25 protein-coding genes and 1 tRNA gene are annotated in these 22,896 nt (G+C 62.5%); 13 read left to right on the forward strand and 13 right to left on the reverse strand.

Translation table 11 applies throughout. The annotated features are described in order from the left end of the window. Nucleotides 1-33 precede the first annotated feature (33 nt). Nucleotides 34-1,122 carry a hypothetical protein gene (locus QTJ18_RS22315; RefSeq protein ID WP_252753636.1) on the forward strand — a complete coding sequence of 363 codons (1,089 nt, stop codon included), beginning with the start codon at nt 34-36 and terminating at the stop codon, nt 1,120-1,122. 171 nt (nt 1,123-1,293) lie between these two features. Continuing rightward, nucleotides 1,294-3,138: a hypothetical protein gene (locus QTJ18_RS22320; protein ID WP_252753635.1), complete on the forward strand. Its 1,845-nt coding sequence runs from the start codon at nt 1,294-1,296 to the stop codon at nt 3,136-3,138. A gap of 109 nt (nt 3,139-3,247) precedes the next feature. Here the strand turns inward: QTJ18_RS22320 and rpsA are convergent, their stop codons facing one another. The 3 genes from rpsA to QTJ18_RS22335 all read right to left on the reverse strand — a co-directional run bounded on the left by rpsA (nt 3,248) and on the right by QTJ18_RS22335 (nt 6,553). Next, nucleotides 3,248-4,951 carry a 30S ribosomal protein S1 gene (rpsA, locus tag QTJ18_RS22325; protein ID WP_252753634.1) on the reverse strand — a complete coding sequence of 568 codons (1,704 nt, stop codon included), beginning with the start codon at nt 4,949-4,951 and terminating at the stop codon, nt 3,248-3,250. 167 nt (nt 4,952-5,118) lie between these two features. Then, entirely contained in the window at nt 5,119-5,754 is a 636-nt protein-coding gene (cmk, locus tag QTJ18_RS22330; RefSeq protein WP_252753633.1) for a (d)CMP kinase, read from the reverse strand. 73 nt (nt 5,755-5,827) lie between these two features. Next, entirely contained in the window at nt 5,828-6,553 is a 726-nt protein-coding gene (locus QTJ18_RS22335; protein WP_252753632.1) for a hypothetical protein, read from the reverse strand. A 212-nt stretch (nt 6,554-6,765) separates the two neighbouring features. Between QTJ18_RS22335 and QTJ18_RS22340 the strand changes: the two genes are divergently transcribed. Both QTJ18_RS22340 and QTJ18_RS22345 read left to right on the forward strand, forming a co-directional pair. Next, entirely contained in the window at nt 6,766-7,152 is a 387-nt protein-coding gene (locus tag QTJ18_RS22340; RefSeq protein ID WP_252753631.1) for a TIGR02300 family protein, read from the forward strand. Nucleotides 7,153-7,307: 155 nt separating this feature from the next. Then, nucleotides 7,308-7,383: transfer RNA gene (locus QTJ18_RS22345), tRNA-Ala, on the forward strand. Nucleotides 7,384-7,558: 175 nt separating this feature from the next. On the opposite strand, the gene QTJ18_RS22350 is transcribed toward QTJ18_RS22345, so the two are convergent. Together QTJ18_RS22350 and QTJ18_RS22355 are read right to left on the reverse strand one after the other, a co-directional pair. After that, nucleotides 7,559-8,038, reverse strand: coding sequence for a PRC-barrel domain-containing protein (locus tag QTJ18_RS22350; RefSeq protein WP_252753630.1), 480 nt, complete (start codon nt 8,036-8,038; stop codon nt 7,559-7,561). Between the two features lie 12 nt (nt 8,039-8,050). Further along, nucleotides 8,051-8,206 (reverse strand): hypothetical protein, encoded by a 156-nt coding sequence (locus tag QTJ18_RS22355; RefSeq protein WP_301557796.1) that lies wholly within the window; start codon nt 8,204-8,206, stop codon nt 8,051-8,053. Between the two features lie 201 nt (nt 8,207-8,407). Between QTJ18_RS22355 and QTJ18_RS22360 the strand changes: the two genes are divergently transcribed. Next, entirely contained in the window at nt 8,408-8,911 is a 504-nt protein-coding gene (locus tag QTJ18_RS22360) for a hypothetical protein (protein WP_252753628.1), read from the forward strand. Between the two features lie 37 nt (nt 8,912-8,948). On the opposite strand, the gene QTJ18_RS22365 is transcribed toward QTJ18_RS22360, so the two are convergent. Then, on the reverse strand, nt 8,949-9,203 hold the full coding sequence (locus QTJ18_RS22365) for a hypothetical protein (protein ID WP_252753627.1): 255 nt from the start codon (nt 9,201-9,203) through the stop codon (nt 8,949-8,951). A 136-nt stretch (nt 9,204-9,339) separates the two neighbouring features. Between QTJ18_RS22365 and QTJ18_RS22370 the strand changes: the two genes are divergently transcribed. The 4 genes from QTJ18_RS22370 to QTJ18_RS22385 all read left to right on the forward strand — a co-directional run bounded on the left by QTJ18_RS22370 (nt 9,340) and on the right by QTJ18_RS22385 (nt 13,082). Further along, complete coding sequence (locus QTJ18_RS22370; RefSeq protein WP_252753626.1) at nt 9,340-9,948, forward strand: DNA-3-methyladenine glycosylase; 609 nt, start codon at nt 9,340-9,342, stop codon at nt 9,946-9,948. A gap of 212 nt (nt 9,949-10,160) precedes the next feature. After that, nucleotides 10,161-11,366, forward strand: coding sequence for a kynureninase (gene kynU / locus QTJ18_RS22375; protein ID WP_252753625.1), 1,206 nt, complete (start codon nt 10,161-10,163; stop codon nt 11,364-11,366). Then, nucleotides 11,363-12,202: a tryptophan 2,3-dioxygenase gene (kynA, locus tag QTJ18_RS22380; RefSeq protein WP_252753624.1), complete on the forward strand. Its 840-nt coding sequence runs from the start codon at nt 11,363-11,365 to the stop codon at nt 12,200-12,202. Before kynU ends, kynA begins: the two co-directional genes overlap by 4 nt. Nucleotides 12,203-12,254: 52 nt before the next feature. After that, nucleotides 12,255-13,082 carry an alpha/beta hydrolase gene (locus QTJ18_RS22385; protein ID WP_252753623.1) on the forward strand — a complete coding sequence of 276 codons (828 nt, stop codon included), beginning with the start codon at nt 12,255-12,257 and terminating at the stop codon, nt 13,080-13,082. Between the two features lie 39 nt (nt 13,083-13,121). Here the strand turns inward: QTJ18_RS22385 and QTJ18_RS22390 are convergent, their stop codons facing one another. The 3 genes from QTJ18_RS22390 to QTJ18_RS22400 form a co-directional block, all read right to left on the reverse strand. Beyond that, nucleotides 13,122-14,054, reverse strand: coding sequence for a DMT family transporter (locus QTJ18_RS22390; RefSeq protein ID WP_252753622.1), 933 nt, complete (start codon nt 14,052-14,054; stop codon nt 13,122-13,124). A gap of 92 nt (nt 14,055-14,146) precedes the next feature. Beyond that, nucleotides 14,147-15,010, reverse strand: a complete 864-nt coding sequence (locus tag QTJ18_RS22395; protein ID WP_252753621.1) for a prephenate dehydratase — start codon at nt 15,008-15,010, stop codon at nt 14,147-14,149. Between the two features lie 11 nt (nt 15,011-15,021). After that, nucleotides 15,022-15,777 (reverse strand): 3-deoxy-manno-octulosonate cytidylyltransferase, encoded by a 756-nt coding sequence (locus QTJ18_RS22400; RefSeq protein WP_252753620.1) that lies wholly within the window; start codon nt 15,775-15,777, stop codon nt 15,022-15,024. Between the two features lie 150 nt (nt 15,778-15,927). Here QTJ18_RS22400 and QTJ18_RS22405 point away from each other — a divergent pair, with 150 nt between their 5' ends. Then, nucleotides 15,928-16,509 (forward strand): c-type cytochrome, encoded by a 582-nt coding sequence (locus tag QTJ18_RS22405; RefSeq protein WP_252753619.1) that lies wholly within the window; start codon nt 15,928-15,930, stop codon nt 16,507-16,509. 94 nt (nt 16,510-16,603) lie between these two features. Here QTJ18_RS22405 and QTJ18_RS22410 read toward each other — a convergent pair whose 3' ends face one another. Then, a complete protein-coding gene (locus QTJ18_RS22410; protein WP_252753618.1) occupies nt 16,604-17,551 on the reverse strand; it encodes an AEC family transporter in 948 nt (315 codons plus the stop codon). 544 nt (nt 17,552-18,095) lie between these two features. Here QTJ18_RS22410 and QTJ18_RS22415 point away from each other — a divergent pair. Further along, entirely contained in the window at nt 18,096-19,088 is a 993-nt protein-coding gene (locus QTJ18_RS22415; protein WP_252753617.1) for an adenosine kinase, read from the forward strand. Here the strand turns inward: QTJ18_RS22415 and QTJ18_RS22420 are convergent. Continuing rightward, on the reverse strand, nt 19,081-19,635 hold the full coding sequence (locus QTJ18_RS22420; protein ID WP_252753616.1) for an SH3 domain-containing protein: 555 nt from the start codon (nt 19,633-19,635) through the stop codon (nt 19,081-19,083). The two genes, QTJ18_RS22415 and QTJ18_RS22420, sit on opposite strands and share 8 nt — an antisense overlap. A 177-nt stretch (nt 19,636-19,812) precedes the next feature. Here QTJ18_RS22420 and QTJ18_RS22425 point away from each other — a divergent pair, with 177 nt between their 5' ends. Together QTJ18_RS22425 and QTJ18_RS22430 are read left to right on the forward strand one after the other, a co-directional pair. Then, the gene (locus QTJ18_RS22425; RefSeq protein WP_252753615.1) at nt 19,813-20,817 is read left to right on the forward strand and encodes a 2-hydroxyacid dehydrogenase; all 1,005 of its coding nucleotides are present in this window, start codon (nt 19,813-19,815) and stop codon (nt 20,815-20,817) included. A 267-nt stretch (nt 20,818-21,084) separates the two neighbouring features. Next, the gene (locus tag QTJ18_RS22430) at nt 21,085-21,585 is read left to right on the forward strand and encodes a DUF3833 family protein (RefSeq protein WP_252753614.1); all 501 of its coding nucleotides are present in this window, start codon (nt 21,085-21,087) and stop codon (nt 21,583-21,585) included. 53 nt (nt 21,586-21,638) lie between these two features. Here the strand turns inward: QTJ18_RS22430 and QTJ18_RS22435 are convergent, their stop codons facing one another. Both QTJ18_RS22435 and QTJ18_RS22440 read right to left on the reverse strand, forming a co-directional pair. Next, nucleotides 21,639-22,115, reverse strand: coding sequence for a GNAT family N-acetyltransferase (locus QTJ18_RS22435; RefSeq protein ID WP_252753613.1), 477 nt, complete (start codon nt 22,113-22,115; stop codon nt 21,639-21,641). A gap of 3 nt (nt 22,116-22,118) precedes the next feature. Next, nucleotides 22,119-22,877: a molybdopterin-synthase adenylyltransferase MoeB gene (locus tag QTJ18_RS22440; protein ID WP_252753612.1), complete on the reverse strand. Its 759-nt coding sequence runs from the start codon at nt 22,875-22,877 to the stop codon at nt 22,119-22,121. Nucleotides 22,878-22,896 lie beyond the last annotated feature (19 nt).

Raw genomic sequence — 22,896 nt, forward strand, 5'->3', positions numbered from 1 at the left:
GTTCGGCGTCATTCGAAGGTGTTTGGGGGTCCCATGATTACGCCGGTGATGCAATCTCTCGGGCAGGCAGCGCTCGACGCCATGCAGTCGATGCTGGACGAGATCGACCAGACGAAGCAGCAGGAAGAGGAGAAGCGGACCGGACAGACCACCGATCCGCTCCTCAAGGCGAAGATGCATGCCGCAGACGAAAGCAGGCGGTCGCAGGGCAAGATCAGCGGCGCACTGTTTTCGATGGCGCGAGTGGATGTCAACGAACTGAAGAACCAGCTCTATGACAAGTTCGGCAAGGAACTCGGCGTGGAGCGAAAGGAGGGCATGGCGGGTTTTGCCTACGGCCGGGCCATCGAGACCGCGCTGTATCAGCTTACCTCCACGGTTGATCTGGAGAAGAGCCTCAACCTCAGGGGGCTCGGCGTCAGTTTTAACACGATCATCGCGGCCATCAAAAATCCCTACAGCGACGCATCGGTCGCTCTGGGGGAGGCCATTGAGAAATTATACGGTGATGGCAAGACCACAGCGGCGGAGCGCGGCAAGGTTCTGCAGCGGCTTAGTGATGTGGCTGATCCGAAAAGCCTCGCGGAACTGACGCTCGTCGACAAGCCCTATGATCCGGACCGCGTCGAAGATGAAGAGACCCGTGCGGAGCGGGCAGAAGATATCGAAGCCAAAGAGGCTGAAGCCAAGCTCGAGAAACTGCAGGATCTCCAGGCCGCACTTAAGAAGCCCGGCAAATCGCCGGATGATGGCAAGGATGGTGGCAGGGATGATGGCGGGTCTGCCGCCGGTCGGAATGACAGGCTGGCGATACTTGCCGCGATGGCTGAAGGCGCCTCCGCACCGTCATCATCGGGCGCGGATCAAGATGGCGATGCCGGGCAGGATCGCGGCAAGCCGGCTGGACCCCAGGACGGCGCGTCTTTGCTGGAGGAGGCGAGGAGCCAGGCAGAGGGTGCTGCACAGGAAGCCCTCGCTAAGGGCGATTCGGCAGAGGGACAGACACCGGGCGATCGGGCGCTGGCTGGCGAGGGCGCCCGGCTGCATGTGGAGAGCGACGATGCCGGCATCTATGCGCTGCTCGCGGCACACGAGCGGCGAAAAAGGGCGGATCTCGCATAGCGGGTACTTCATACTCAAGTTAATTAAAACTTTACGTTTGACGAAGATACTCGTCAGACAACGGCATAGTAACGCCATGAGGCGCTGCGGCAGCGACGCACGAGACGGTCGCCCTGAAACTCCGCCCCGAGCCGGTCTGTCCCATCAACCGACACTGTGTGGAGCATCGCCATGTTGCCGCCTGTCGCAGCCTTATCGGATATTGCCTTCGGCCAGTTCAGCCAGCCGAATGACCTGGCGCGGGCCAGTCGCGTCCAGCTCGGCGCGCCAGGCGATGACACAGCCAACCGCTCCCTTTCCGCCTCCGCTGCCATGGCCAGTGACCGGCGCGACGTCCTCTCGCTCTCGGGTCAGCTGCAACTGGCGCAAGGCCTCTCCTCGGTTGCCGAGGCGGTGGGCCGCGTCCTGAAACTGCCGCGCCATGACGGCGAGACCCTCACCGATTATGCGGATCGCCTTGCCGAGACGATCAGCGCTCTGCCGCCCGCCGAACGGGTGGCGGTGCAGCGGCTTCTCATGCAGATGATCAAGGGCGTGACGCTGCGGCTGCTTGTGGAGGTTCTCAAGAACCCGTTTGGCGCCGAGGCGACACGGCTCTCCCTGCAGCTGGAAATGGATGCCGCTGCCGAGCGGGATCCGATGGCGCGACTGGTCGTCACCTCCTACCGGCAGAATGACGGATCGACCCTCGCAGCCCTGGCCGGTGGTGCCGGCGCGCCGACATTAGCCGGCGAAAAACCTCGGTCGGGATCTCTGGCGGAGGGCGGACGGGCTGCCGTGGCGCAGCTGGACGGTGGTGGCAGAGCCTCCGGCCCGCGAGCGGCGCTAACATCTAAGGCATCGGCCACCCAAGATCTCCCTCCCACCTCGCAGGAGGGGGAGACTCCCCCACGTCCTGAGGTTGGAGGTCGAGCGCAGGCCTTGGCCGCTTCGATCCAGGACAGTTCGGCCCTTGCCGCCTCATCCCATCCGCGCATGCTGATCCAGGCCTCGCATGAGCCCGCGAATGAGCCCGGCCGGCTGGATCATGCCGCCGGCAGGGGCGCGCTAGCTGCAAAAGCCGCTGCAGATGGAATGCGCTTTCGGCCGATCGCCGCGCAGGATGAGGACACTTATGATGGACCCTCGCTTGCCCGCCAGGGCTCGCAGCAATCTCAGAGGCCCACATCCATTCCTGGAACGGCAGGTGCGGAAACCCTGGAGCCCACGATCGGCCGCACCTCGGGCAGGGACTTGGCCGCCGCGGCGGCAAGACTGTCCGGCGCATCTGCCGCGGAGACGCTGGCGCCATCTGCGTCGCACCGTTTCGCGGCCATTTTTGCCGGTGACAGCCTTGGCAATGCCTTGTCCTTTGTCGCAAGCGAGACTGCTTTGCCAGGCGCCGAGGCAAAGCCAGAGGCTATCGCGACCCTCTTGCCGAACCTGATCGGCAGACCGGATGCGGCTCAGCCAAGCGCGCCAAGTCCGCCAAGTCCGCCAAGCCCGCCAAGCGCGGCTGCCGGCGGGCAGATGGTCCAGGCTGCGCTGCAGCAGGTGGACCAGGCCGATGCCATGACGACAGCGGCCATTGCCGGACCGGCAGCGGCTGATGAGCGAGCGGCTGCCGGCCGGGCGCTGGCGCAGGAGCATAGTCTCGGCGTGGCGGCGGGACGTTCCGTTTCCGCCCCGGCGTCCAACGCCGCTTTTGTGCCGCCCTTCATCCCATATCCGGTCGGTTCGGCGACCCGCATGAAGGAGCATCCGCTCGTTCCGGCCGTCGATTCGGTAGATGAGGATGGGCAATCGGGACGCAAGAAGCGTGGCCGCGGCCAGGAAGGCGGGCAGGGGCGACAGGAGGCGGCGGAGGGTGACGCGGGCGATGATCGCATGGACGAGGCTCACGAGGCTTCATCCGCAACGGCGGAGCTTGAGACCGCATCCCCATCTGCTGCCGATCCCAAGGTCCCGGTCATGGCAGGCGCGGGAAGGCCTGCGGGCAAAGCCGAGGATTTCTACCGCAGGCTTGCCGCCTGGTGAAGCCGGGCACGCCGGCTGCGGCGATCTCGATCTGCTGAGGCAAGCGATGATACGAAAAACCCGCCGGGCAAGGCCCGACGGGTTTCATTATGCATGACGGCAGCGACAATCAGTCGTTGCTGCGGCCCTTGAGGGCTGCGCCGAGAATATCGCCGAGCGACGCGCCGCTATCGGACGAACCGAACTGAGCGACAGCTTCCTTCTCTTCTGCGATCTCGAGAGCCTTGATCGACAGCATGACCTTGCGGTCCTTCTTGGAGAAGTTGACGACGCGGGCATCAACCACCTGGCCGACCGAGAAACGCTCCGGACGCTGTTCGTCACGGTCGCGCGACAGGTCGCCGCGGCGGATGAAGGAGGTGATGTCCTCGTGGTTGACGAGCTTCACCTCGATGCCACCATCGTTGACGCCGATGACTTCGCAGGAGACGACGGCATTCTTGCGCAATTCGCCGGACTGGGCAGCTTCACCGACGGAATCGCGGCCGAGCTGCTTGATGCCGAGCGAAATACGCTCCTTTTCGACGTCCACATCGAGAACAACAGCGCGAACAACGTCGCCCTTGTTGAATTCTTCGATGACCTGCTCGCCCGGACGGTTCCAGTCCAGGTCGGACAGGTGAACCATGCCGTCGACATCGCCTTCGAGGCCGATGAACAGGCCGAATTCGGTCTTGTTCTTGACTTCGCCTTCCACTTCCGTGCCAGCCGGATGGCTGAAGGCAAAGGCCTGCCACGGGTTTTCAAGCGTCTGCTTCAGGCCAAGCGAGATACGGCGCTTGGACGGATCGACTTCGAGAACCACCACGTCAACTTCCTGGCTCGTGGACAGGATCTTGCCGGGATGAACGTTCTTCTTCGTCCAGGACATTTCGGAAATGTGGATGAGGCCTTCGATGCCCGGCTCCAGCTCAACGAACGCGCCGTAGTCGGTGATGTTCGTGACGGTACCGGAGATCTTCTTGCCAACCGGATACTTGGCGGAGATGCCATCCCACGGATCGGACTCGAGCTGCTTCATGCCGAGCGAGATACGATGGGTTTCCTGGTTGATGCGGATGATCTGAACCTTGACCTGCTGGCCGATGTTCAGGATTTCCGACGGATGGTTCACGCGGCGCCATGCCATGTCGGTGACGTGCAGCAGGCCGTCAATGCCGCCGAGGTCGACGAACGCACCGTAATCGGTGATGTTCTTGACGACGCCGTCAACAACCTGGCCTTCTTCGAGGTTCTGCACGATTTCGGACCGCTGCTCGGCGCGCGACTCTTCGAGAACCGTACGGCGCGAGACCACGATGTTGCCGCGACGCTTGTCCATCTTGAGGATTTCGAAGGGCTGCGGGTTGTGCATCAGCGGGGTCACGTCGCGGATCGGACGAATGTCGACCTGCGAACGCGGCAGGAAGGCAACGGCGCCGTCGAGGTCGACCGTGAAGCCACCCTTGACCTGGTTGAAGATGACGCCTTCAACGCGCTCGCCAGCTTCAAACTTGGCTTCCAGCTTGATCCAGCTTTCTTCGCGGCGAGCCTTCTCGCGCGACAGAACGGCTTCGCCGAGAGCATTCTCGATGCGCTCGACATACACTTCAACTTCGTCGCCGACCTTGAGCGAGCCGTCCTTGCCCTTGGCGCCGAATTCCTTCAGCGGTACGCGACCTTCAACCTTGAGGCCGACGTCGATAACGGCAACGTCCTTCTCGATCGCCGTGACCGTACCCTTGGCAACATAGCCTTCGGCAAGATCGTTGGAGGCGAAGGATTCTTCGAGGAGGGCTGCGAAATCCTCCCGCGTGGGGTTTGCTACTGACATGAAATCTCCTGATCGTGCCCGAGCGGGGCACGCGATGCGCCGGGGGTTGGTGTTGTTCATACCCAAAGAACAAGTCCGCCCTACACACTTCGAGGGCAATCCGGCGCGGGGACCAGGTCTTTAAGCTTTTATTTCGACCGCGACCTGCCGGGCCTGCCGACGGATCGTCAATTCCTGTTCAAGGCAGCATCGATGATGGTCTTTGCCGCTCGAAATGCGGCCTCTATACTCATTTCCGATGTATCAAGCAAGTGCGCATCGCTGGCCGGTTTCAGCGGGCTGTCGGCTCGTCCCATGTCCCGCGCATCGCGTTTCTGCACATCCTCGAAAATGGCTGGATAATCGGCCGCGGCGCCGCCGGCGACGATCTCGTCATAGCGCCGCCTGGCGCGCACCTCCGGCGAAGCCGTGACGTAGAGTTTCACCGGTGCATCGGGGCAGACCACGGTGCCGATATCGCGGCCGTCGATCACCACGCCCGGCTCGCGCCTGGAGAAACCGCGTTGGGCCTCGACAAGCGCCCGCCGCACCGAAGGCATGACGGCGATCCTGGATGCGGCCTCGCCGATCTGGTGCTTTGCGAGAGCCGTTCGGTCGAGGCCGCCAAGATCCACCGCCAGGGCGATCCTTGTCGCCACGGCCTCGTCATCCAGCGGCAGGCCGGCATCGAGAAGCGCCTTGGCGGTCGCACGGTAGGTCAGTCCGGAATCGAGATGCTGGAAGCCGTAAGCTTCCGCGATTTTACGCGAAAGTGTTCCTTTGCCCGCCGCGGCAGGTCCGTCGATGGCGATGATGAAGCTCATAAAATCATTCCTTCGTCCTGAAAAATACGCATCCTGCTCGACATGCCTGCACGGTCTTCCCAGCCGATGTCCGCTAGGAGCGCCTATCCTCAAATCCGATCCGGCAGGGTTTCGCGACTTGCCGCCCGTCCAGAATGAGCATCGGCCGGCCGGACGCGTCCATACCCGCCTCGCAGGTGAGGCCGAAGGCGTCGAACATCGTGGTGAAGCCGGAAGGCGGCGTGGCGGGATCGAGAACGATGCGCGTGATCCCGCTGGTGTTCAGGGCGGAGAGCAGAATGGCCGTCACCTCGAGCGGATCCGCGACGGGGACCTGCCAGGTCAAGGGTGGAGCGGCCCGTGGCCCGCAAAGGCTGAGCGCCGCCTCCTCGGACATGGTCACTTGGAGACCGATGGGCAGAAACGGCTGTGCCCGCCTTTCCAGCGCCTCGCCAAGAAAGGTCACCGGCAGGCAATGGGAGGAGACAAGCCCGATCAGGAGTGCCGCGGCGACAGGCGCGCCCGACACATCGATCGGACCCTGAGGCTGGAGCAGCACACCGCTGCCAAGGCCGCGGATCACAAGCTCGTCGCCCTCTTCCGCGACATTCGCCCCCAGCGCCGCCAGGGCGGCAAGAGTGGCCGCGACCTCGGCAGAACGCGGGACGCCACGCAATCGGCTGGGGCTGCTCGTCAAGGTGGTGAGAAGGAGCGCGGTGACGGCAAGAAGCTCGCCAGGCAGCGGCAAAACGGGCGCAAAGACGGTGCGAGACGCCTCGACGCTTTGCTTTTCCGGCTTCTGCTGGTGCGACAGTGACAAGTTTGACGGGCCCTTCATCATGCGTCGCGACGCTACTAACACAGGAAAGGCGCGAGGTCACCGACCGGAAGCTCTGGAAATGCTGGGCTTTCCCGGCCAAGTTTGCCTTTGACATGCCTTTGGACAAGGATTAAGGGGACCGGCTAATTCTTTTGTAGCGCCGCGCACGCGGCACCGCCGAGACAATCGGCCATTTGCACGGGGCATCGACAGTGGCAAAAGCGGAACTTGGTACCAAGCGCACCGACCCGGATACGGGCAAGAAGTTTTACGACCTCAACCGGGACCCGGTTGTGTCTCCTTATACCGGCAAGTCCTGGCCGCTTTCCTTCTTCGAGGAGAACACGGCCCAGATGAAGATGGAACAGGCCGAGGAAGAGGAGGTCGCGGAAGTCGATACCGAGAACCCGGATGTGGAACTCGTATCGCTGGAAGAAGGCGATGATTCCGCCAGCGGCGACGATATTCCGGATATCGGCGATGACGATGTCGAAATCGACGGCGATGATGACGATACCTTCCTCGAAGCGGACGAGGATGATGATGACGACGACGTATCCGGCATTATCGGTGTCGGCGGCGACGAAGACGAAGTCTGATTTCGCACCCCTTCACAGGCCCGGATGAAAAAAACACCGGGCCTGGCATTTTTAGGCTTGCACTCCGAAACGACCGGACGTATTAAGCCGCCACCCCGACGGAAGCGGTGCTTTCGAAAGGGTTCCCGGAACCGGAAACTGCCCGGTACCCTGATGGGGCTATAGCTCAGCTGGGAGAGCGCTTGCATGGCATGCAAGAGGTCAGCGGTTCGATCCCGCTTAGCTCCACCAAATTTCCCACCATAATCCGTACCGAAAGTCACGAAGCTCGCGCATCAAGAGCGGGCTCGCAAGGATCAACGCCGGCAAGGCTGAGACAATGGCGTCTTCCGGCGCTTTTGGGCCGCATTGGCGACAAACCCTCGTGCGCCGCCCACATGGGCGCCGCCGAGGCTGTCAAAAAAGATTAGTCGCGCTCGTCATAGGAGAACGCCGGAGCGTTCGTGAGCTCATCCTTGGATGTGTTGACGAAGGCGCGCAACGTATCGTTCTGCATGTTCAACACGATGCTGGAGGGGTCGAGGAGAACATAGCGGTCGCCAATGTCGAGAAAGCCTCCCACGCTCACGACGACGCCGCTGATCGTCTTGCCGTCCTTGATCACCAGGTCTTCGATTTCACCGATGTTCTCATTCTGGTTGTTGTAAACATCCAGGTCTTCCAGTTTGGAAGCCATAACGTCTGCTTTGGAAAGCTCAACGAATTTGAGCGCGACGGATGCTGTATCACCCATCATCATCCCGCCGGAGGATGCCGGAGACGTTTGAGCAGTCGCGGCTCCCGTTGTTGCAGATCCTGCGGGCGCTGGAGTCTGGGTTGCGGTCTGGGCAAAGGCCGAGGACGTGGCGAGGGCGGCTGCAAAGGCAGAAAGAATTACGGTTTTCATGAAGTCTCCATTTCAGGCCCGGGCATCGGGTCGCCCGGGCTGAGGAGAGAACTTCTGGAAACGGAATTGGTTCATCATCTTCTCGAAATCGGTCTCCAGGTCGATGGCCTCCGCCCGCTCGAGACAACCGGTCAGGCTCGCGCCGTTCTGCACCAGGATGCCATCCAAATCCCTTGAAGAAAGCGGACATGCTCGGCTTAAGGAGGCCAGACAGCCGATCCATGTTCCCGGTATGGTCGCAATGACCAGAGGTGCTCGTTCAGGAACGGATCCTGCTGTGCAAACACCCCCGCGCGAGGACCCAGTTCGGCAGCGGAACGAAAAGCGGTCGAGCAGGGTTTTGTCTGATCGAACACTGGAGCCGCCGCCATGAAACTGCTTGTTGCTGCTATCCTCGGACTGTCCTCGCTTTCAGCGTCATCCGCTTTCGCTTCGGAAGAGCAGTTTCTCAAATCCATTGAAGGGCGATGGACGGGGGGAGGGCTCGTGCTGCGCGAGTTGGGTGGCCAGAAGGTCAATGTCACCTGCAATATGCAATCGAAGGCCAATGCCTCCCGCTTCAGCATGGATGGCTCGTGCCGGGCGCTGGTGGTCATTTCGCGCGGCTTCAATGCCAATGTGACTGCCAAAGGCACGCGCTATTCCGGCACCTATGTCGGCGTGTCCGGCAAGCCGTCCAGGCTGGTCGGTTCGCGGCGCGGTGATACGATCAGCTTCGACGTCACCTGGGCCAACCAGGTCTATGGTGACCGCAAGGCGATCATGGAAATCCGCAAGGTTGGTGAGAACGGTTTGCAGATCAGCACGATCGACAAGGATCCGAAATCCGGCAAGACCATCGTGACAACCCAGTTGCGGCTGAAGAAAAGCTGAGACAAGGCCGTTTCGCTCTGAACGCGCGGCCTGGAGGCTAGCGCCGCGGCTCGCCGCCCGGTGCGTAGACGCTTCTACGTTCGAACCGGAATTTGTGGCCGCACTGGCAATGCAGCATGTATTTGCGCGGGTCACGCGAGGCAAATTCGGTGAAAAACCCCCTCGGCATCTCGTCGATCTGAAAGCCCGGATCCTTGCGGCGCGGGTCGTCGTCCTCGGAAACCTCGGCAAAGCCTGAGTGTCCGCATTGAGGGCATTCGAGTTTTCGGGAATATCGGTCGCGTGCAGCCATGGTCCTGAAGTAGTGGCTTCGCTTCGTGCTGGCAAGTCTCGGAAGGGCGGGCGCCGCGCACAAGGACGCCTGGCCAGGGCGAGGCGGTGGAGGCTGCTTGCATTCCGGATGGAGTGGCCTTGCCGGACAGCTTTCAATGGACAAGATAATGGGCATGGTCACGACAACCGCGCCACCCTCGCATCTTCTCGCCTTTTTCGACCGCAGCGCCGTAGCGGTCGCACATGATCTCATCGGTGCCGAGTTCAGCGTCGCCGGCGTCGGCGGGCTGATCGTCGAGACGGAGGCCTATGAGCCCGACGATCCGGCATCGCACAGCTTTCGCGGCCCGACGCCGCGCAACCGCACCATGTTCGGCCCGCCTGCCCATGTGTATGTGTATCGCTCCTATGGCATTCACTGGTGCGTGAATTTCGTCTGCAGGCCCGGCAGTGCGGTGCTGATCCGCGCGATCGAGCCGCGGACGGGGCTGCACATCATGAAGGAGCGGCGGGGTCTTGAGGATCCACGCCGCCTGTGCGCCGGCCCTGGACGACTGGCCGCGGCTTTGGCGATCAATGCCTCGCATGACGGATCGGCTCTTGTGGGGCCGCCTTTCGTGCTCCGGCCGGCGACAGAGGCCAGCTTGATCGTCACCGGGCCGCGCATCGGGATCAGCAAGGCCATCGACCGGCCATGGCGCTTCGCCCTTTCGGGCTCCGCCTATCTCAGCAAGAAGATGAAGCCTGTGGCCCTATCGGAATGAATCTTCAAGCGATTCCCGCCCGCGGCCCGCTCGCAGCGCAAATGTCGCATCCGGCAAATCTCTGAACCGGCCCACGAGAGGGGCCGCAAACATGAGGAACGGGCGAGAATCTAGTTTAAACCTCAAATAAGCTTGATATTGTACGGGCAGGATGTTCAAGCCGCCCTTCCGTCGGGACGGATGTAAGAGCGAGTTTGCGAGGGGTTCTGCCGATGACGGATTTCACAACGACGCGTTCACTGTTCCATTTGCCGGACGGAATCATCTATCTGGATGGCAATTCGCTCGGCCCCTTGCCGAAAGCGGCAAGCCAACGGGTCGCCGGCATGATGGCCGATGAATGGGGCACCATGCTGATTCGCGGCTGGAACGAAGCCGGCTGGATGAGCCTGCCGCGGCGCATCGGCGACCGGATCGGCCGCCTGATCGGCGCGCCCGAAGGACATGTCGTGATGGGCGATACATTGTCGATCAAGGTCTATCAGGCGCTTGCCTCGGCGCTCGACATCGTCCATGAGCGGGATGCCTCCCGCCGGGTCATCCTCTCCGACAGCGGCAATTTCCCGTCCGATCTCTATATGGCCGAAGGCCTCATCCGCACCCTCGACCGCGACTACGAGCTGAAGGTCGTGGCGCCGGAGGATGTGGAGGCCGCCATAGACGAGCGTGTTGCCGCAACTTTGCTGACGGAAGTGGATTACCGAACGGGCCGTCTGCATGATATGAAGGCGCTGACCGCAAAGGCGCATGCCATGGGCGCGCTGACGGTGTGGGATCTCGCCCATTCCGCGGGTGCCATTCCGGTCGATCTCTCAGGGGCCGATGCGGATTTCGCCGTCGGCTGCACCTATAAATACCTGAACGGCGGCCCCGGCGCGCCGGCTTTCATCTATGTTTCGCCGCAATGGGCCGATCGTGCGCGTCCCGCTTTGTCGGGCTGGCTGGGCCATGAGCAGCCCTTCGCCTTCGACCAGAGCTACCGGCCCGGACAGGGGATCGACCGCATGCGGGTCGGAACGCCGCCGATCCTCGCCCTCGCCGCTCTCGATGCTGCCCTCGACGCCTGGGAGGGCGTTGACCTTGGCGAAATCCGGAGGCAATCGATCGCCCTGTGTGATCTCTTCATTGCCGAGGTGGAAGGGCGCTGCAAGGATCTCGTCCTGGGCTCGCCCCGCGAAGGTGCTCGCCGCGGAAGCCAGGTCTCCTTCCTGCATGACGAAGGCTATGCCATCATGCAGGCCCTGATCGCCCGCGGCGTGATTGGCGATTTCAGGGCACCCAACGCGATCCGTTTCGGGTTCACGCCGCTCTATATCGGCAAAGAGGATGTCCTGGCCGCCGTGGACATTCTGTCCGACATCGTGAAAAACCGGCTCTGGGATCAACCGCAGTTCAAGAAGAAGGCGCTCGTGACGTGACAGCCAAGCCCTATGATCCGACGGAGGAAGGCGCCGAAATGTCCTTCCGCGAGCGCATGTCCTATACCGACTATCTGCAGCTCGATCCCATTCTGTCAGCGCAGAAACCGCTCTCTACGGCGCATGACGAAATGCTGTTCATCATCCAGCACCAGACGTCGGAGCTGTGGATGAAGCTCGCCATCCACGAGATCACCTCCGCCATCGCGGCGATCCGGCGCGATGCGCCGCAACCGGCCTTCAAGATGCTGAGCCGCGTCGCGCGCATTTTCGAGCAGCTGAACGGCGCCTGGGACGTGCTGCGCACAATGACGCCGAGCGAATATACCGAATTTCGCAATGCGCTCGGCCAGTCCTCCGGCTTTCAGTCCTACCAGTACCGCGCTATCGAGTTTCTGGCCGGCAATCGTAACCTCGCCATGCTCGGCCCGCACAGCCACAGACCGGATCTGATGCAGCATCTGGAAGCCATCCTGGCAAAGCCGAGCCTCTATGACGAGGCGATCCTGCTGCTCGGGCGCAATGGGTTCGACATAGGAGCGGATGGCGAGCGGCAATCCTGGCGCGACAAGCGCGGCGAAAGCGAAACGATCCTGGAAGCCTGGCGAACCGTCTATGCCGATCCCGGGCGCTATTGGGACCTTTACGAGCTGGCGGAAAAGCTGGTCGATTTCGAGGATTATTTCCGCCGCTGGCGTTTCAACCATGTCACGACCGTGGAGCGGGTGATCGGCTTCAAGCGGGGGACAGGCGGCACGTCCGGCACGCATTATCTGAAGAAAATGCTGGAGGTGGAGCTCTTTCCGGAACTGTGGCGGGTGCGGACGGTGCTCTGAAGGGCTCGACTATCCGATCCCATGACGACAAGACGCTGAGGCAGGAACGATCATGCTGTTTTACCGGATTACCGATTGGAACGACGCCTATACCAATGGCGCCAATATTCCGCGGGGCGAGGCCTGGCCGGATGCCTGGGTCGAGCCTGCCAGAGCGCTGCGCGATCGTCTCGCGGTGGAAGGGCGCTGCCGGATCGATTTGTCCTATGGCGACAAGCCGCGCAATCGCTTCGACCTGTTCCTGCCCGATGGCATGCCGAAGGGTCTCGTGGTTTTCGTGCATGGCGGCTATTGGCAGGCGCTCGACAAATCCTATTGGTCGCATCTGGCGCAGGGCAGCCTCCACCATGGTTTTGCGGTGGCCATGCCGAGCTATACCTTGGCCCCGCAGGCGCGCATTGGCGAGATCGTGCAGGAGATCGCCGCAGCGATCACCGATGCGGCCGGCGAAATCGACGGGCCCATTCATCTGACGGGGCATTCGGCCGGCGGCCACCTGGTGACGCGCATGGTCGCATCCCAGACACCGCTTGCACCTGCCGTGCGGGAGCGCGTGCGCACGGTCGTCTCCATTTCCGGCGTGCATGACCTGCGGCCGCTCGTCCAGACCGGGCTCAATGCCAAGCTGCGGCTTAACGATGAGGAGGCGGCAGCCGAAAGCCCGGTCCTGATGAGGCCGTCGGACGGAACACGTCTCTTCTGCTGGGTTGGCGGCAATGAGCGCGCCGAATTCATCCGGCAGAACGCCCTGATGGCCAGCCTCTGGCTGGGGCTTGGCGCGGAGACCGGCGCCTATGTCGAGCCGGACCGCCACCATTTCAACGTGATCGACGGGCTTGCCGATCCGACGCATCCCCTAACGCTGACCTTGCTGTCCTGATCCCGGCGCGCCCACGGCCATTGGCCGGCGGCAGGTGAATCAGCCGGCGCTTGGTGCGGCGCCGGTCGCCCGCGGCCGGGTGAAGGCATGAACGGCGAGAGAGACACCGGCAATCTGCAGGGCTGCGCCGGCTCCCTCCACAGGGGTTGGAAAGCGACCGTCGAGGCACAGGCCGAAGATGAGGCCGAATATGGTCTCAGCCACGATCAACTGGGCCGTCAGGGCGAGCGGCAGGCGCTGGGAGGCCACGCTCCAGCACCAGGTGGCAAGCCAGGAGGCGGCCATTCCCAGCACCACGGCCCATAGCAGGAAGCGCAGCAGGATCTCCTGCGGAACCGTCGCATAGGTGTCGGAGGCCATCGGCAGGAGCGCTATGGCCCCGAGGAGCGCGCCCATGCCGTGAAGATTGGTCCAGTCCATGGCGCTGGGCGGCTGGCTCGCCCGCATGATCCTGGCATTGATGATGCCGTAGAGGACCCAGACCAGGAGGGCCGCGACCGCGCAGCCGGCTCCGGCAAGCATCATGCGCTGGCCATCGAGGTCCAGCCGGGAGACCAGGTCGAGATTGACCGCGGCGATGCCTGCGGCGATCATTGCGAGCGGCAGGAGCAGCTTCCGCCAGGCGATCGTCTGCTCCATCAGATTGGCGATCGCCGGCAATATGACCGGCATGATGCCGATGATCAGCGGCGGCACCACGGGGCCTGCCAGAATGACCGCCTGAGACGCAAGCACGAAATAGCCGACATAGCCGATGATCCCGAGCATCATGCCGGTGATGATGCGCGAAGCCCCGATGCCCCGCAGCCGCAGCCGGGGATGAAGCATGGTCAAGAGACAGGTCAGGCCGAAAACGGCGTAGCGGCCGATGGTGATGTCGAACAGGCTGAACGGGTGGACCAGGCGCGCCGCCACGAAGGTCAGGCCCCACAGCGCGCAGGTGGTCAGCCCTGCGAGTATGCCAAGCAACATGATGCCTCCTCCATGGGGAGCAGCGGACAGACGATCGGTGCCGCGGGAATGGATCGATCAGCAGGTCGCCGGCCGGGGCCGGGGATGAAAGCTCAACCGCCCTGCAGCGACCGGCGCATGGGATGTCCGAGATAGGTGCCGAGAATGCGGACCTTTTCCGAAAAGAACTCCAGTTCTTCCAGCGCCCGGTGAACCGGGGCGTCATCGGGATGACCCTCGATATCGGCATAGAACTGAGTGGCGATGAACTTGCCGCCGATCTGATAGCTTTCGAGCTTGGTCATGTTGATGCCATTGGTGGCAAAGCCGCCGAGCGCCTTGTACAGGGCGGCGGGAATGTTGCGGACGTTGAAGACGAAGGTGGTGACGATCAGGTCGCTGTCACTCTCGCGTTTCATCAGCGCCTTGTCGCGGGACAGGACGACGAACCGCGTGACATTGCTTTCGGAATCCTCGACATTTTCCTGCAGGATATCGAGACCGTAGAGCCCGGCCGCCAGGCGCGGCGCCAGCGCCGCCATGGAACGGTCCTCCTGCGCGGCGACCAGCTTGGCGGCGCCGGCCGTATCCCCGGCCACCACCGCCTTCCAGCCGTTCTGGCGGATGATCTTGCGGCATTGGCCAAGCGCGTGGATATGGCTGTGAACCGTCCGGATTTCCTCGTGGCGAACACCCGGCAGGACCATCAGCTGGAACCGGATGGGCATGAAATACTCGCCGATGATATGCAGGCGCGATTCCGGCAGCAGGTGATGGATATCGGCAACCCGGCCCGCAAGCGTGTTTTCGATCGGGATCATCGCCAGGTCCGCGTCACCGTTTTCCAGCGCCGTGAAAGCATCCTCGAAGGTCGGGCAGGGCAGCGGCTCCATGCCGGGAAACATGTCCCGGCAGGCCATGTCGGAATTGGCGCCAAAATCGCCTTGGAAGGCGATGCGATTGGTCTTCGTAACCATGTCAGGATCCATTAGAGGGAGCGGCCGGCGATGATCGCACGCGCCTTGTCGAGGTCTGCGGGAGTATCGACGCCCAGCGGCACCGAGTCAACGATCTCCACATCGATGCGCATCCCCGCTTCGAGAGCACGCAATTGTTCGAGCCTTTCGCGCTGTTCGAGCGGCGAGGGGCCAAGCGCCACGAAGCGCTCCAGGGCGCTGCGCCGATAGGTGTAAAGGCCGATGTGATGGTAGAGCGGGCCATCTCCGTAAGGGGCCGTCGCCCGGGTGAAATAGAGCGCGCGCTGGCGCGTCTCGCTGAGGGGCGATCCCACCACCTTCACCACGTTCGGATTATGCCTTTCCTCCTCCTCGCGGATCTGGACGGCAAGCGTCGCAATATCCACCGAGGCATCCTCCAGGGGGCGCAGCGAAGCCAGAACCGTCTCCGGCTCGATGGTCGGCAGGTCGCCCTGGACATTGATGATCTTGTCGAAGCGCCGCTCCGGATCGGCGGCCTGCAGCGCCTCGTGGATGCGGTCGGAGCCGGATTGATGATCCTGCCGCGTCATGACGACGTCGAAGCCCGACGCCTCGACCGTTCTGAACACCGCCTCATCATCCACGGCGACAATGACGCGGCCGGCATCCGCCTCGCGTGCCCGCCTTGCCACCTGGACGATCATGGGCGCGCCGCAAATATCCGCCAGCGGCTTGCCGGGCAGGCGCGTCGACGCCATGCGGGCAGGAATCAGAACGAGTGTCCTGTCGAATTCCGGATTGCGCATAGACGTCCTTTCAATTCCCCCAGGATGGCAAAAGGTCTCAGGGGGAGCACACTGATTCAGGTTGCACCGATCTCGCAAAAGACATAGCTTTCAAGGGATTTCAAGGTGGGACACCCGTGATTCCAACGGGTGGGAAGGAGCTTTTAGCGAATGAACGCCTATACGAACATGGCTGTGGGGGCCTTGCTCAGTACTGTTTTCGTGATGATGTCTGTCTCTATCGCGTCGGAAGGCCTGTTCCATTCCGAAGCGCCGGAGAAGCCGGGTTTCGAAATTGTAGCAGAAGAGGCTCCGGCCGAAGGTGGCGCGGAGGCAGCTGCTGCGGCGGCCGTTCCGATCGCACAGCTTATGGCCACTGCCGATCCGGCCGCAGGTGCAAATTCCTTCAAGAAATGCGCAAGCTGTCATTCGGCCGATCCGAGCAGTCCCAACAAGGTCGGTCCCGGCCTTTGGGAAATCGTCAATCGGCCGATCGCGCATCATGAAGGTTTCAGCTACTCGGCTGCGATGAAGGAATTTTCCAAGGATGGTACGGTTGTTTGGGATTACGAGCATCTGAACCACTTCCTGGCAGCGCCCAAGGCTTACATTCCGGGCACGGCCATGGGCTTTGCGGGTCTGAAGAAGGACGACGAACGGGCGAATGTCATTGCCTATCTCCGTTCGCTCGCGCAAACCCCGGCGCCCCTGCCGGAGCCGACGACGGAGCCGGCGCCGCCTGCGACGAACTGATCCGTTCTGCCTTCCCTCGGGGACGGCATGGCGCTCTTGAACATCACGTGAGGCAAAGCCCGGTCGTTTCGGCCGGGCTTTCTTTCGTTGCCTCTCAGGCCAGCAGCCAGGCCCAGAAGCTGACCGAGACAATGCCAAGCACTGTGGTGATGCTGATGACCGATGCGGCGAGGCTGCCGCCGGACTGAAACCGGGTCGCGATGATCCAGGCATTGATGCCGGTGGGGACGGAGGAGGTCAGCACCATGGCTGAGGTCCAGGCGGGCGAGAGGCCGAGAAGCCGCGACAGGACGAAGACGCAGGCCGGCAGCAGGAGAAGTTTCAGCACCGCCATCACCACCGCCAGGGAGAGGTTCCCCTTCACGGGATATTTGCGCAGGGTCATGCCAAGCGAAATCAGGGCCGCGCCCGCCGTGACGCTGGCGATCTGGTCGACGACGCTTTTGAGCACGGGGGGCAGGGCGCCCAGCCCCGCAAGATTGTAACCGAGACCGGCGGCAAGCGCGATCACCAGCGGGTTGCGGACCAGATTGATGGCGACCTGGCGCAACACTGCGGCGAGGCTGCGCTGCGCCGTGCCGTCCACCTTCGCGCTTGCATGTTCCATCAGAATGGTTCCGGCCACCATCATCAGCGGCAGATGGATGGCCAGCAGGATCGACAGCGCGACAATGCCGTCGTTTCCGACAGATCGACCGACAAGCGGAAGGCCGATGAAGACATTATTGGCGAAGGCGGAGGACATGCCGGCAATGACGCCGATCTTGGCGTCCCTGCCGAACATGAACCGCGCCACCAGATGCCCGGCTATCCAGGTGACAGCAACGCCGCCGAAATAGGCGATCCAGAGGCGGAAGGGCGATGCGCCCTCAAAATGCGCCTCTGCAAGGGTGCGGAAGATGAGGGCGGGCAGGGCCACCTTGAAGACGAATTCAGCCAGCGCATCCCCCGTCTGCTCTCGCAGAAGACCGACGCGGGCGGCAACCCAACCAATCAGGATCAGGAGAAAGACGGGCAGGACATTGACGAAGACGGCAGACAAACGCGAAGGCTTTCAGCAGGAGAATACCTTCGACTTACTCTATAAGCGCGAGCCGCACAAACAGCATGAGCGCCGACTGACTCTGCATCCATACGGGCAAAGGGAATGTGCCTGACGCGGACGCCGCAAAGGAAGCGGATCCGCGCTCGCAAAAAGGCACCGGAACCGCCCTCCGCCAGTTCATCCGTGGTCGGTGGGCGATCCGACAGGCGTTTTCTAGCAAGGCTGGATGACGGCAGGATGACGAAATCACATCGCGGCCGTTGCTCGGCCGTGCCGCGCCCCGCGTGACGCCTTCTCCAGGCGATTACTGGCTGCGCGAGGCCTTGCGCTTGCCGACCTCGAGACGCTAATGGAGGACGGACGATAAAGGAGCTCGAACGGGCAAGCGCGTTATCCTCCCCTTTCGTCGAAGCTGACACCCTGATTTGCTCCCATTTCGCATGGCAGCGATGAGCATTCGGCCTTGCGACCCCGGTAGCGGCGACGGCGCTATTGCGGTTGGCAGCGCCAACCTTGTAGGACATAGGAGATTGGAAGCCTGATGAGCAAGTTCGACGTCCTGACGATCGGCAATGCGATCGTTGATATTCTGTCGCGGTGCGATGACAGTTTCCTGACCGAGAACGGCATCATCAAGGGCGCCATGAACCTGATCGACGCGGAGCGGGCGGAACGCCTCTATGCGCTGATGGGTCCCGCCCACGAGGCCTCCGGAGGCAGCGCCGGCAATACGGCGGCCGGAGTGGCGAGTTTCGGTGCCTCCGCGGCCTATTTCGGCAAAGTGGCGGAGGACGAGCTCGGCAAGATCTTCGGACATGATATTCGCGCGCTCGGCGTGCATTACACCACGAAGCCGGAAGGGACAGCTCCGCCCACGGCCCGCTCCATGATCTTCATCACCCCGGACGGGGAGCGCTCCATGAATACCTATCTCGGCGCCTGCGTGGATCTGGGTCCCGAACATGTCGAGCCGGATGTGGTTGCCGAAGCGAAGGTCACCTATTTCGAAGGCTATCTCTGGGATCCGCCGCGCGCCAAGGAAGCCATTCTGGAATGCGCGCGCCTTGCCCATGCCAATGGGCGCGAAGTGTCGATGACGCTTTCGGATTCCTTCTGTGTTGATCGCTATCGGGGAGAGTTTCTCGAACTGATGCGGTCCGGCACGGTGGATATCGTCTTCGCCAACAAGCAGGAAGCGCTGTCGCTTTACGAGACCGAGGATTTCGACCTGGCGCTCGACACGATCGCCGCCGACTGCAAGCTTGCCGCCGTCACCTTGAGCGAGGAGGGCGCCATCATCGTCCGGGGCAGCGAGCGCATCAAGGTGGATGCCATCGACATCGACAGGCTGGTGGATACCACCGGCGCCGGAGACCTCTTCGCCGCCGGCTTCCTCTATGGGTACACGACCGGAAAGCCGCTCGACATCTGCGGCAAGCTGGGTTGCCTGGCGGCAGGCATCGTCATCCAGCAGATCGGGCCAAGGCCGATGACCTCCCTCAAGGAGGCCGCCGCAGCAGCGGGTCTTATTTGAACGCTTCGCCCGGATAGGCGCCCCAGATCTCGCTCTGGCTTACCCAGCCTTCCGCGGAACCGGCTTCCGCACGACACCAGGTGCCGTTGCATTCCTTGATCCGCACGATCACGCCGGGCTCCAGCCGCGCGGCAATTGCCGCGCTGGTTTGCGGCTCGCGCCGCATGTTGACGAAGATATCCTTGCCCTTGCCCTTCATCCATGGTGCGGCAACCGCAGTGCGCTCGCCGGACAGAAGAGCCTGGTTCACCCAGCCTTCGGTCCCGTCCGCATCCCGCACGCGTCGCCAATTGTCGTATTCCTGGATGATCTCCATTGGCAGACCTTCCTTGAGATACATCCATGCCACCGCATAATCGGTGCTGGGGCCGATGCGGATATTGACCCTGCGCGACTTCAGGCTGACGAAGCGCGGCAGGGGCAGGCCGCTGGCGCCTTTCGACGTGCCTTGGGCATGAACGGGATAGACGTCGCCGATCGCGCCGAAGACGGTGGCGGTCAGCGCAAGCAGCAACGCAACAGAGGAAACACGCAGAGTGCGACGCATAGGAGGTCTCATCGATTTTTCGAACGTAAGCCAGCCGCGCCTTATGTGGCACGGTAGCGGAACAGGCAGCCGCGAGGTTTTGTTTGTCTTCGTCGACGGGTCTGGTAGAAAACGCCTGATCCGCCGAATGTCGCCGATCTTGGTTAACGAGTTCTGAACGAGCTTTGAAGGACGCCCATGACCGCCAGGAAAAAGCCCAAGGTCTACATCACCCGAAAGCTGCCGGATGCGGTCGAGACGCGCATGCGCGAATTGTTCGACGCAGAGCTGAATATCGACGACGTACCGCGCAGTGAAGCCCAGCTGATGGAAGCCCTGCGGCATGCGGATGTTCTCGTGCCCACCGTGACGGACCGGATCGATGCCGCCCTGCTGGCCTCGGCGGGCCCGCAGCTCAAGCTGATTGCCAGCTTCTCGAATGGCGTCGACCATATCGACGTTGATGCGGCCGCCCGCCAGGGCATCACGGTGACCAATACGCCCAATGTCCTGACGGAAGATACGGCTGACATGACCATGGTGCTGATTTTCGCGGTCATGCGGCGACTGATCGAGGGCTCGCGGGTTCTGACGGAACATGCCTCGGACTGGGCCGGCTGGTCGCCGACCTGGATGCTCGGCCGCCGGATCGGCGGCAAGCGGATCGGCATTGTCGGCATGGGACGAATCGGGACGGCGGTTGCGCGCCGCGCCAAGGCCTTCGGTCTTGCCATTCATTACCATAACCGCAAGCGCGTCAGCCCGGCGACGGAGGAAGAGCTCGAGGCCACCTATTGGGACAGTCTCGACCAGATGCTGGCGCGGGTCGATATCGTCTCGGTCAATTGCCCCTCCACCCCGGCCACCTTCCACCTCCTCTCGGCGCGCAGGCTGGCTCTGATGCAGCCGAGCAGCATCATCGTCAACACGGCGCGCGGCGATATCATCGACGAGAGCGCCCTCATCCAGCTTCTCAAAGAGGATAAGATTGCGGGCGCCGGCCTGGATGTGTTCACCAATGAACCGCTCGTCAATCCGAAGCTTCTGAAGCTTGCCAAGGAAGGGAAGGCGGTTCTCCTGCCGCATATGGGATCGGCGACCACGGAAGGGCGGATCGATATGGGAGACAAGGTGATCATCAACATCCGTACCTTCTTCGACGGCCATCGTCCGCCCAATCGGGTTCTGCCGAGCCGGCTCTGATCTTGTTTGGACCCTGGTCCTGTCCCTCCTTTCACCGCCTTTTGCGCGCTCTGCCTTGATGCTCCCGCCTGGAGCCCGGGTCGCCACGCCGCCTTGCATGCTCATGCGGTCTTCACGCGGTCTTGAAGGCCCCTGAAGCCATGGCGGCCGCGATCTCGGCAGGCTGGTCCGATCCAGTCGGCAGCAGACCGCGTAGTCCCCCGCATGACCGATACCCGTTTCCGCCCTCGTTCTTGCCGGGCGGCAGCCGGTATGAGGGAGGCTGGCATGTGGACGGGTCTTTTACGGCTGACGATGGGGCTGACGATGGCGATGGTGATGCAGACCGCGCAGGCCGCGGATCTGGTGCTGGAGAGCTATTTTTCGGGAAAGACAAGGGCAACCGGCGCCTTCGGCGCCATCAACGGCGTGAAGCGCACCTTCACCGTCGATTTGACCGGCCGTTTCGACGGGAGGACCCTCGTTCTGCGAGAAGATTTCGTCTTCGCAGACGGCGAGCGGGACACCAAGACCTGGCGGTTCACCAAGACGGCACCCGGCCGCTATTCCGGCACGCGGGAAGATGTGATCGGAACCACCCATGTGGCGATCTCGGGGCGGGTGGCGCGGTTCAATTATCTCGTCAACCTTGGCACCGCAGCCAAACCGAACATAGTCCGCTTTCACGACAGGATGGTGCTGAAGGACGATGGACGTTTGATCAACACGGCCTGGGTGACGAAGTTTCTGTTCCCCGTCGCGCGGACCAAAGTCATCTTCCAGCGGTAGCCGACAGTGCCGCGATCCGCAAAGTCGGCAACGGCCCCTTTGGATCACCAGGTCTACGCTTCGAGCTGCTTGGTCATCTCGATATAGGTGATCCGGTCATAACCGGCATGCGACCGCTCTGCCGTGCGGGAAAAACCCCATCGGGCAAATCTCTCATGGTTCTCGATGAGCTCGATCCGGGTTTCCAGGCGCAGGCGGGAAAGGCCAAGCCTTCGCGCCTCCGCTTCGGCAGCGGCGAGCAGGCGCAGACCAAGCCCGCGGCCCTGCGCGCCCGGCAGAACGGCAAGCTTGCCGATATAGAGGCTTCCGGTTTCCGGTTTGCAGAAGATGCAGCCCAGTAATGTTCCATTCTCCTCGGCCAGAAAGCCAATCTCGGCGCCTGCCTTGTCCTTCAGGAGCATTGGCGTCAACCGGTGAGCGGATGATGGTGGATCGATCCTGTCATCCATGAAGGCGAATGCAGACAGGATGAGCGCCAGGAGGTCCTCAAAGCGGTCGAACTGGTCGGAGACGGGAGCGATGGTCACCATGCGTCAGGCCTTGCGGCGGCGGCGATAGCGAATCGTCTCGAATTGCGCGCCAAGCGAATCATAACTCAGCAGGCGACCGATCAGCGGCGTCCCGATGCCGGTGATCACCTTGAGAGCCTCCATGGCCATCATCGTGCCGATGACGCCTGTGAGCGCGCCGATGACGCCGGTCTCCGCACAATTGGGCAGGAGTCCCTGCGGAGGCTTGACGGGGAACAGGTCGCGATAGGTCGGGTTCAAGCCTCCCTCATCGTCGGTTTCAAAAGGGGCCAGGACCGTTACCGTTCCATCGAATCGGCCCACCGCGCCTGTCACCAGCGGAATGCGCGCCGCCTCGGCCGCGTCCGCCGCCGCATAGCGCGTGTCGAAATTGTCCGACCCGTCGACCAGCAGATCGAAGCCGCTCAGCTGCGAGGCGGCAAAGGTCTCGTCGAACCTTTCCTCGAAGCGGATGACGCGAACATGCGGGTTGAGCCTCGCAATGGCCTTTGCCGCACTCTCTGTCTTCAGGTCGTTCAAGGTGCCGCTGTCATGGATGACCTGCCGCTGCAGATTGGAAAGCGAAACCCGGTCATCATCCACAATGCCCAGTGTGCCGACCCCTGCCGCAGCAAGATATTGCAGGACGGGCGCTCCCAGTCCGCCTGCGCCGATGACCAGCACCCTTGCCGCCTTCAGCCGCTGTTGCCCGGCGCCCCCCACTTCCGGAAGGAGGATATGGCGCTTGTAGCGTTCGATCTCGTCGGGTTTCAACGGTTCCATGCAGGTTCGTCCTGGTTGC

It is taken from the genome of Rhizobium sp. SSA_523 (assembly GCF_030435705.1).
In the GTDB taxonomy this organism is placed as follows: Bacteria; Pseudomonadota; Alphaproteobacteria; order Rhizobiales; family Rhizobiaceae; genus Neorhizobium.

What these genes read in the sequence shown, in the direction of transcription:
- cmk (WP_252753633.1), bottom strand. Translation starts at nt 5,754, where the DNA reads ATGAGCTTCATCATCGCCATCGACGGACCTGCCGCGGCGGGCAAAGGA.
- QTJ18_RS22395 (WP_252753621.1), bottom strand. Translation starts at nt 15,010, where the DNA reads ATGGTTACGAAGACCAATCGCATCGCCTTCCAAGGCGATTTTGGCGCC.
- QTJ18_RS22425 (WP_252753615.1), top strand. Translation starts at nt 19,813, where the DNA reads ATGACCGCCAGGAAAAAGCCCAAGGTCTACATCACCCGAAAGCTGCCG.
- QTJ18_RS22315 (WP_252753636.1), top strand. Translation starts at nt 34, where the DNA reads ATGATTACGCCGGTGATGCAATCTCTCGGGCAGGCAGCGCTCGACGCC.
- QTJ18_RS22365 (WP_252753627.1), bottom strand. Translation starts at nt 9,203, where the DNA reads ATGGCTGCACGCGACCGATATTCCCGAAAACTCGAATGCCCTCAATGC.
- QTJ18_RS22430 (WP_252753614.1), top strand. Translation starts at nt 21,085, where the DNA reads ATGTGGACGGGTCTTTTACGGCTGACGATGGGGCTGACGATGGCGATG.
- QTJ18_RS22435 (WP_252753613.1), bottom strand. Translation starts at nt 22,115, where the DNA reads ATGGTGACCATCGCTCCCGTCTCCGACCAGTTCGACCGCTTTGAGGAC.
- QTJ18_RS22405 (WP_252753619.1), top strand. Translation starts at nt 15,928, where the DNA reads ATGAACGCCTATACGAACATGGCTGTGGGGGCCTTGCTCAGTACTGTT.
- QTJ18_RS22420 (WP_252753616.1), bottom strand. Translation starts at nt 19,635, where the DNA reads ATGCGTCGCACTCTGCGTGTTTCCTCTGTTGCGTTGCTGCTTGCGCTG.
- QTJ18_RS22440 (WP_252753612.1), bottom strand. Translation starts at nt 22,877, where the DNA reads ATGGAACCGTTGAAACCCGACGAGATCGAACGCTACAAGCGCCATATC.
- QTJ18_RS22320 (WP_252753635.1), top strand. Translation starts at nt 1,294, where the DNA reads ATGTTGCCGCCTGTCGCAGCCTTATCGGATATTGCCTTCGGCCAGTTC.
- kynU (WP_252753625.1), top strand. Translation starts at nt 10,161, where the DNA reads ATGACGGATTTCACAACGACGCGTTCACTGTTCCATTTGCCGGACGGA.
- QTJ18_RS22350 (WP_252753630.1), bottom strand. Translation starts at nt 8,038, where the DNA reads ATGAAAACCGTAATTCTTTCTGCCTTTGCAGCCGCCCTCGCCACGTCC.
- QTJ18_RS22400 (WP_252753620.1), bottom strand. Translation starts at nt 15,777, where the DNA reads ATGCGCAATCCGGAATTCGACAGGACACTCGTTCTGATTCCTGCCCGC.
- rpsA (WP_252753634.1), bottom strand. Translation starts at nt 4,951, where the DNA reads ATGTCAGTAGCAAACCCCACGCGGGAGGATTTCGCAGCCCTCCTCGAA.
- QTJ18_RS22415 (WP_252753617.1), top strand. Translation starts at nt 18,096, where the DNA reads ATGAGCAAGTTCGACGTCCTGACGATCGGCAATGCGATCGTTGATATT.
- QTJ18_RS22385 (WP_252753623.1), top strand. Translation starts at nt 12,255, where the DNA reads ATGCTGTTTTACCGGATTACCGATTGGAACGACGCCTATACCAATGGC.
- QTJ18_RS22370 (WP_252753626.1), top strand. Translation starts at nt 9,340, where the DNA reads ATGGACAAGATAATGGGCATGGTCACGACAACCGCGCCACCCTCGCAT.
- QTJ18_RS22390 (WP_252753622.1), bottom strand. Translation starts at nt 14,054, where the DNA reads ATGTTGCTTGGCATACTCGCAGGGCTGACCACCTGCGCGCTGTGGGGC.
- QTJ18_RS22360 (WP_252753628.1), top strand. Translation starts at nt 8,408, where the DNA reads ATGAAACTGCTTGTTGCTGCTATCCTCGGACTGTCCTCGCTTTCAGCG.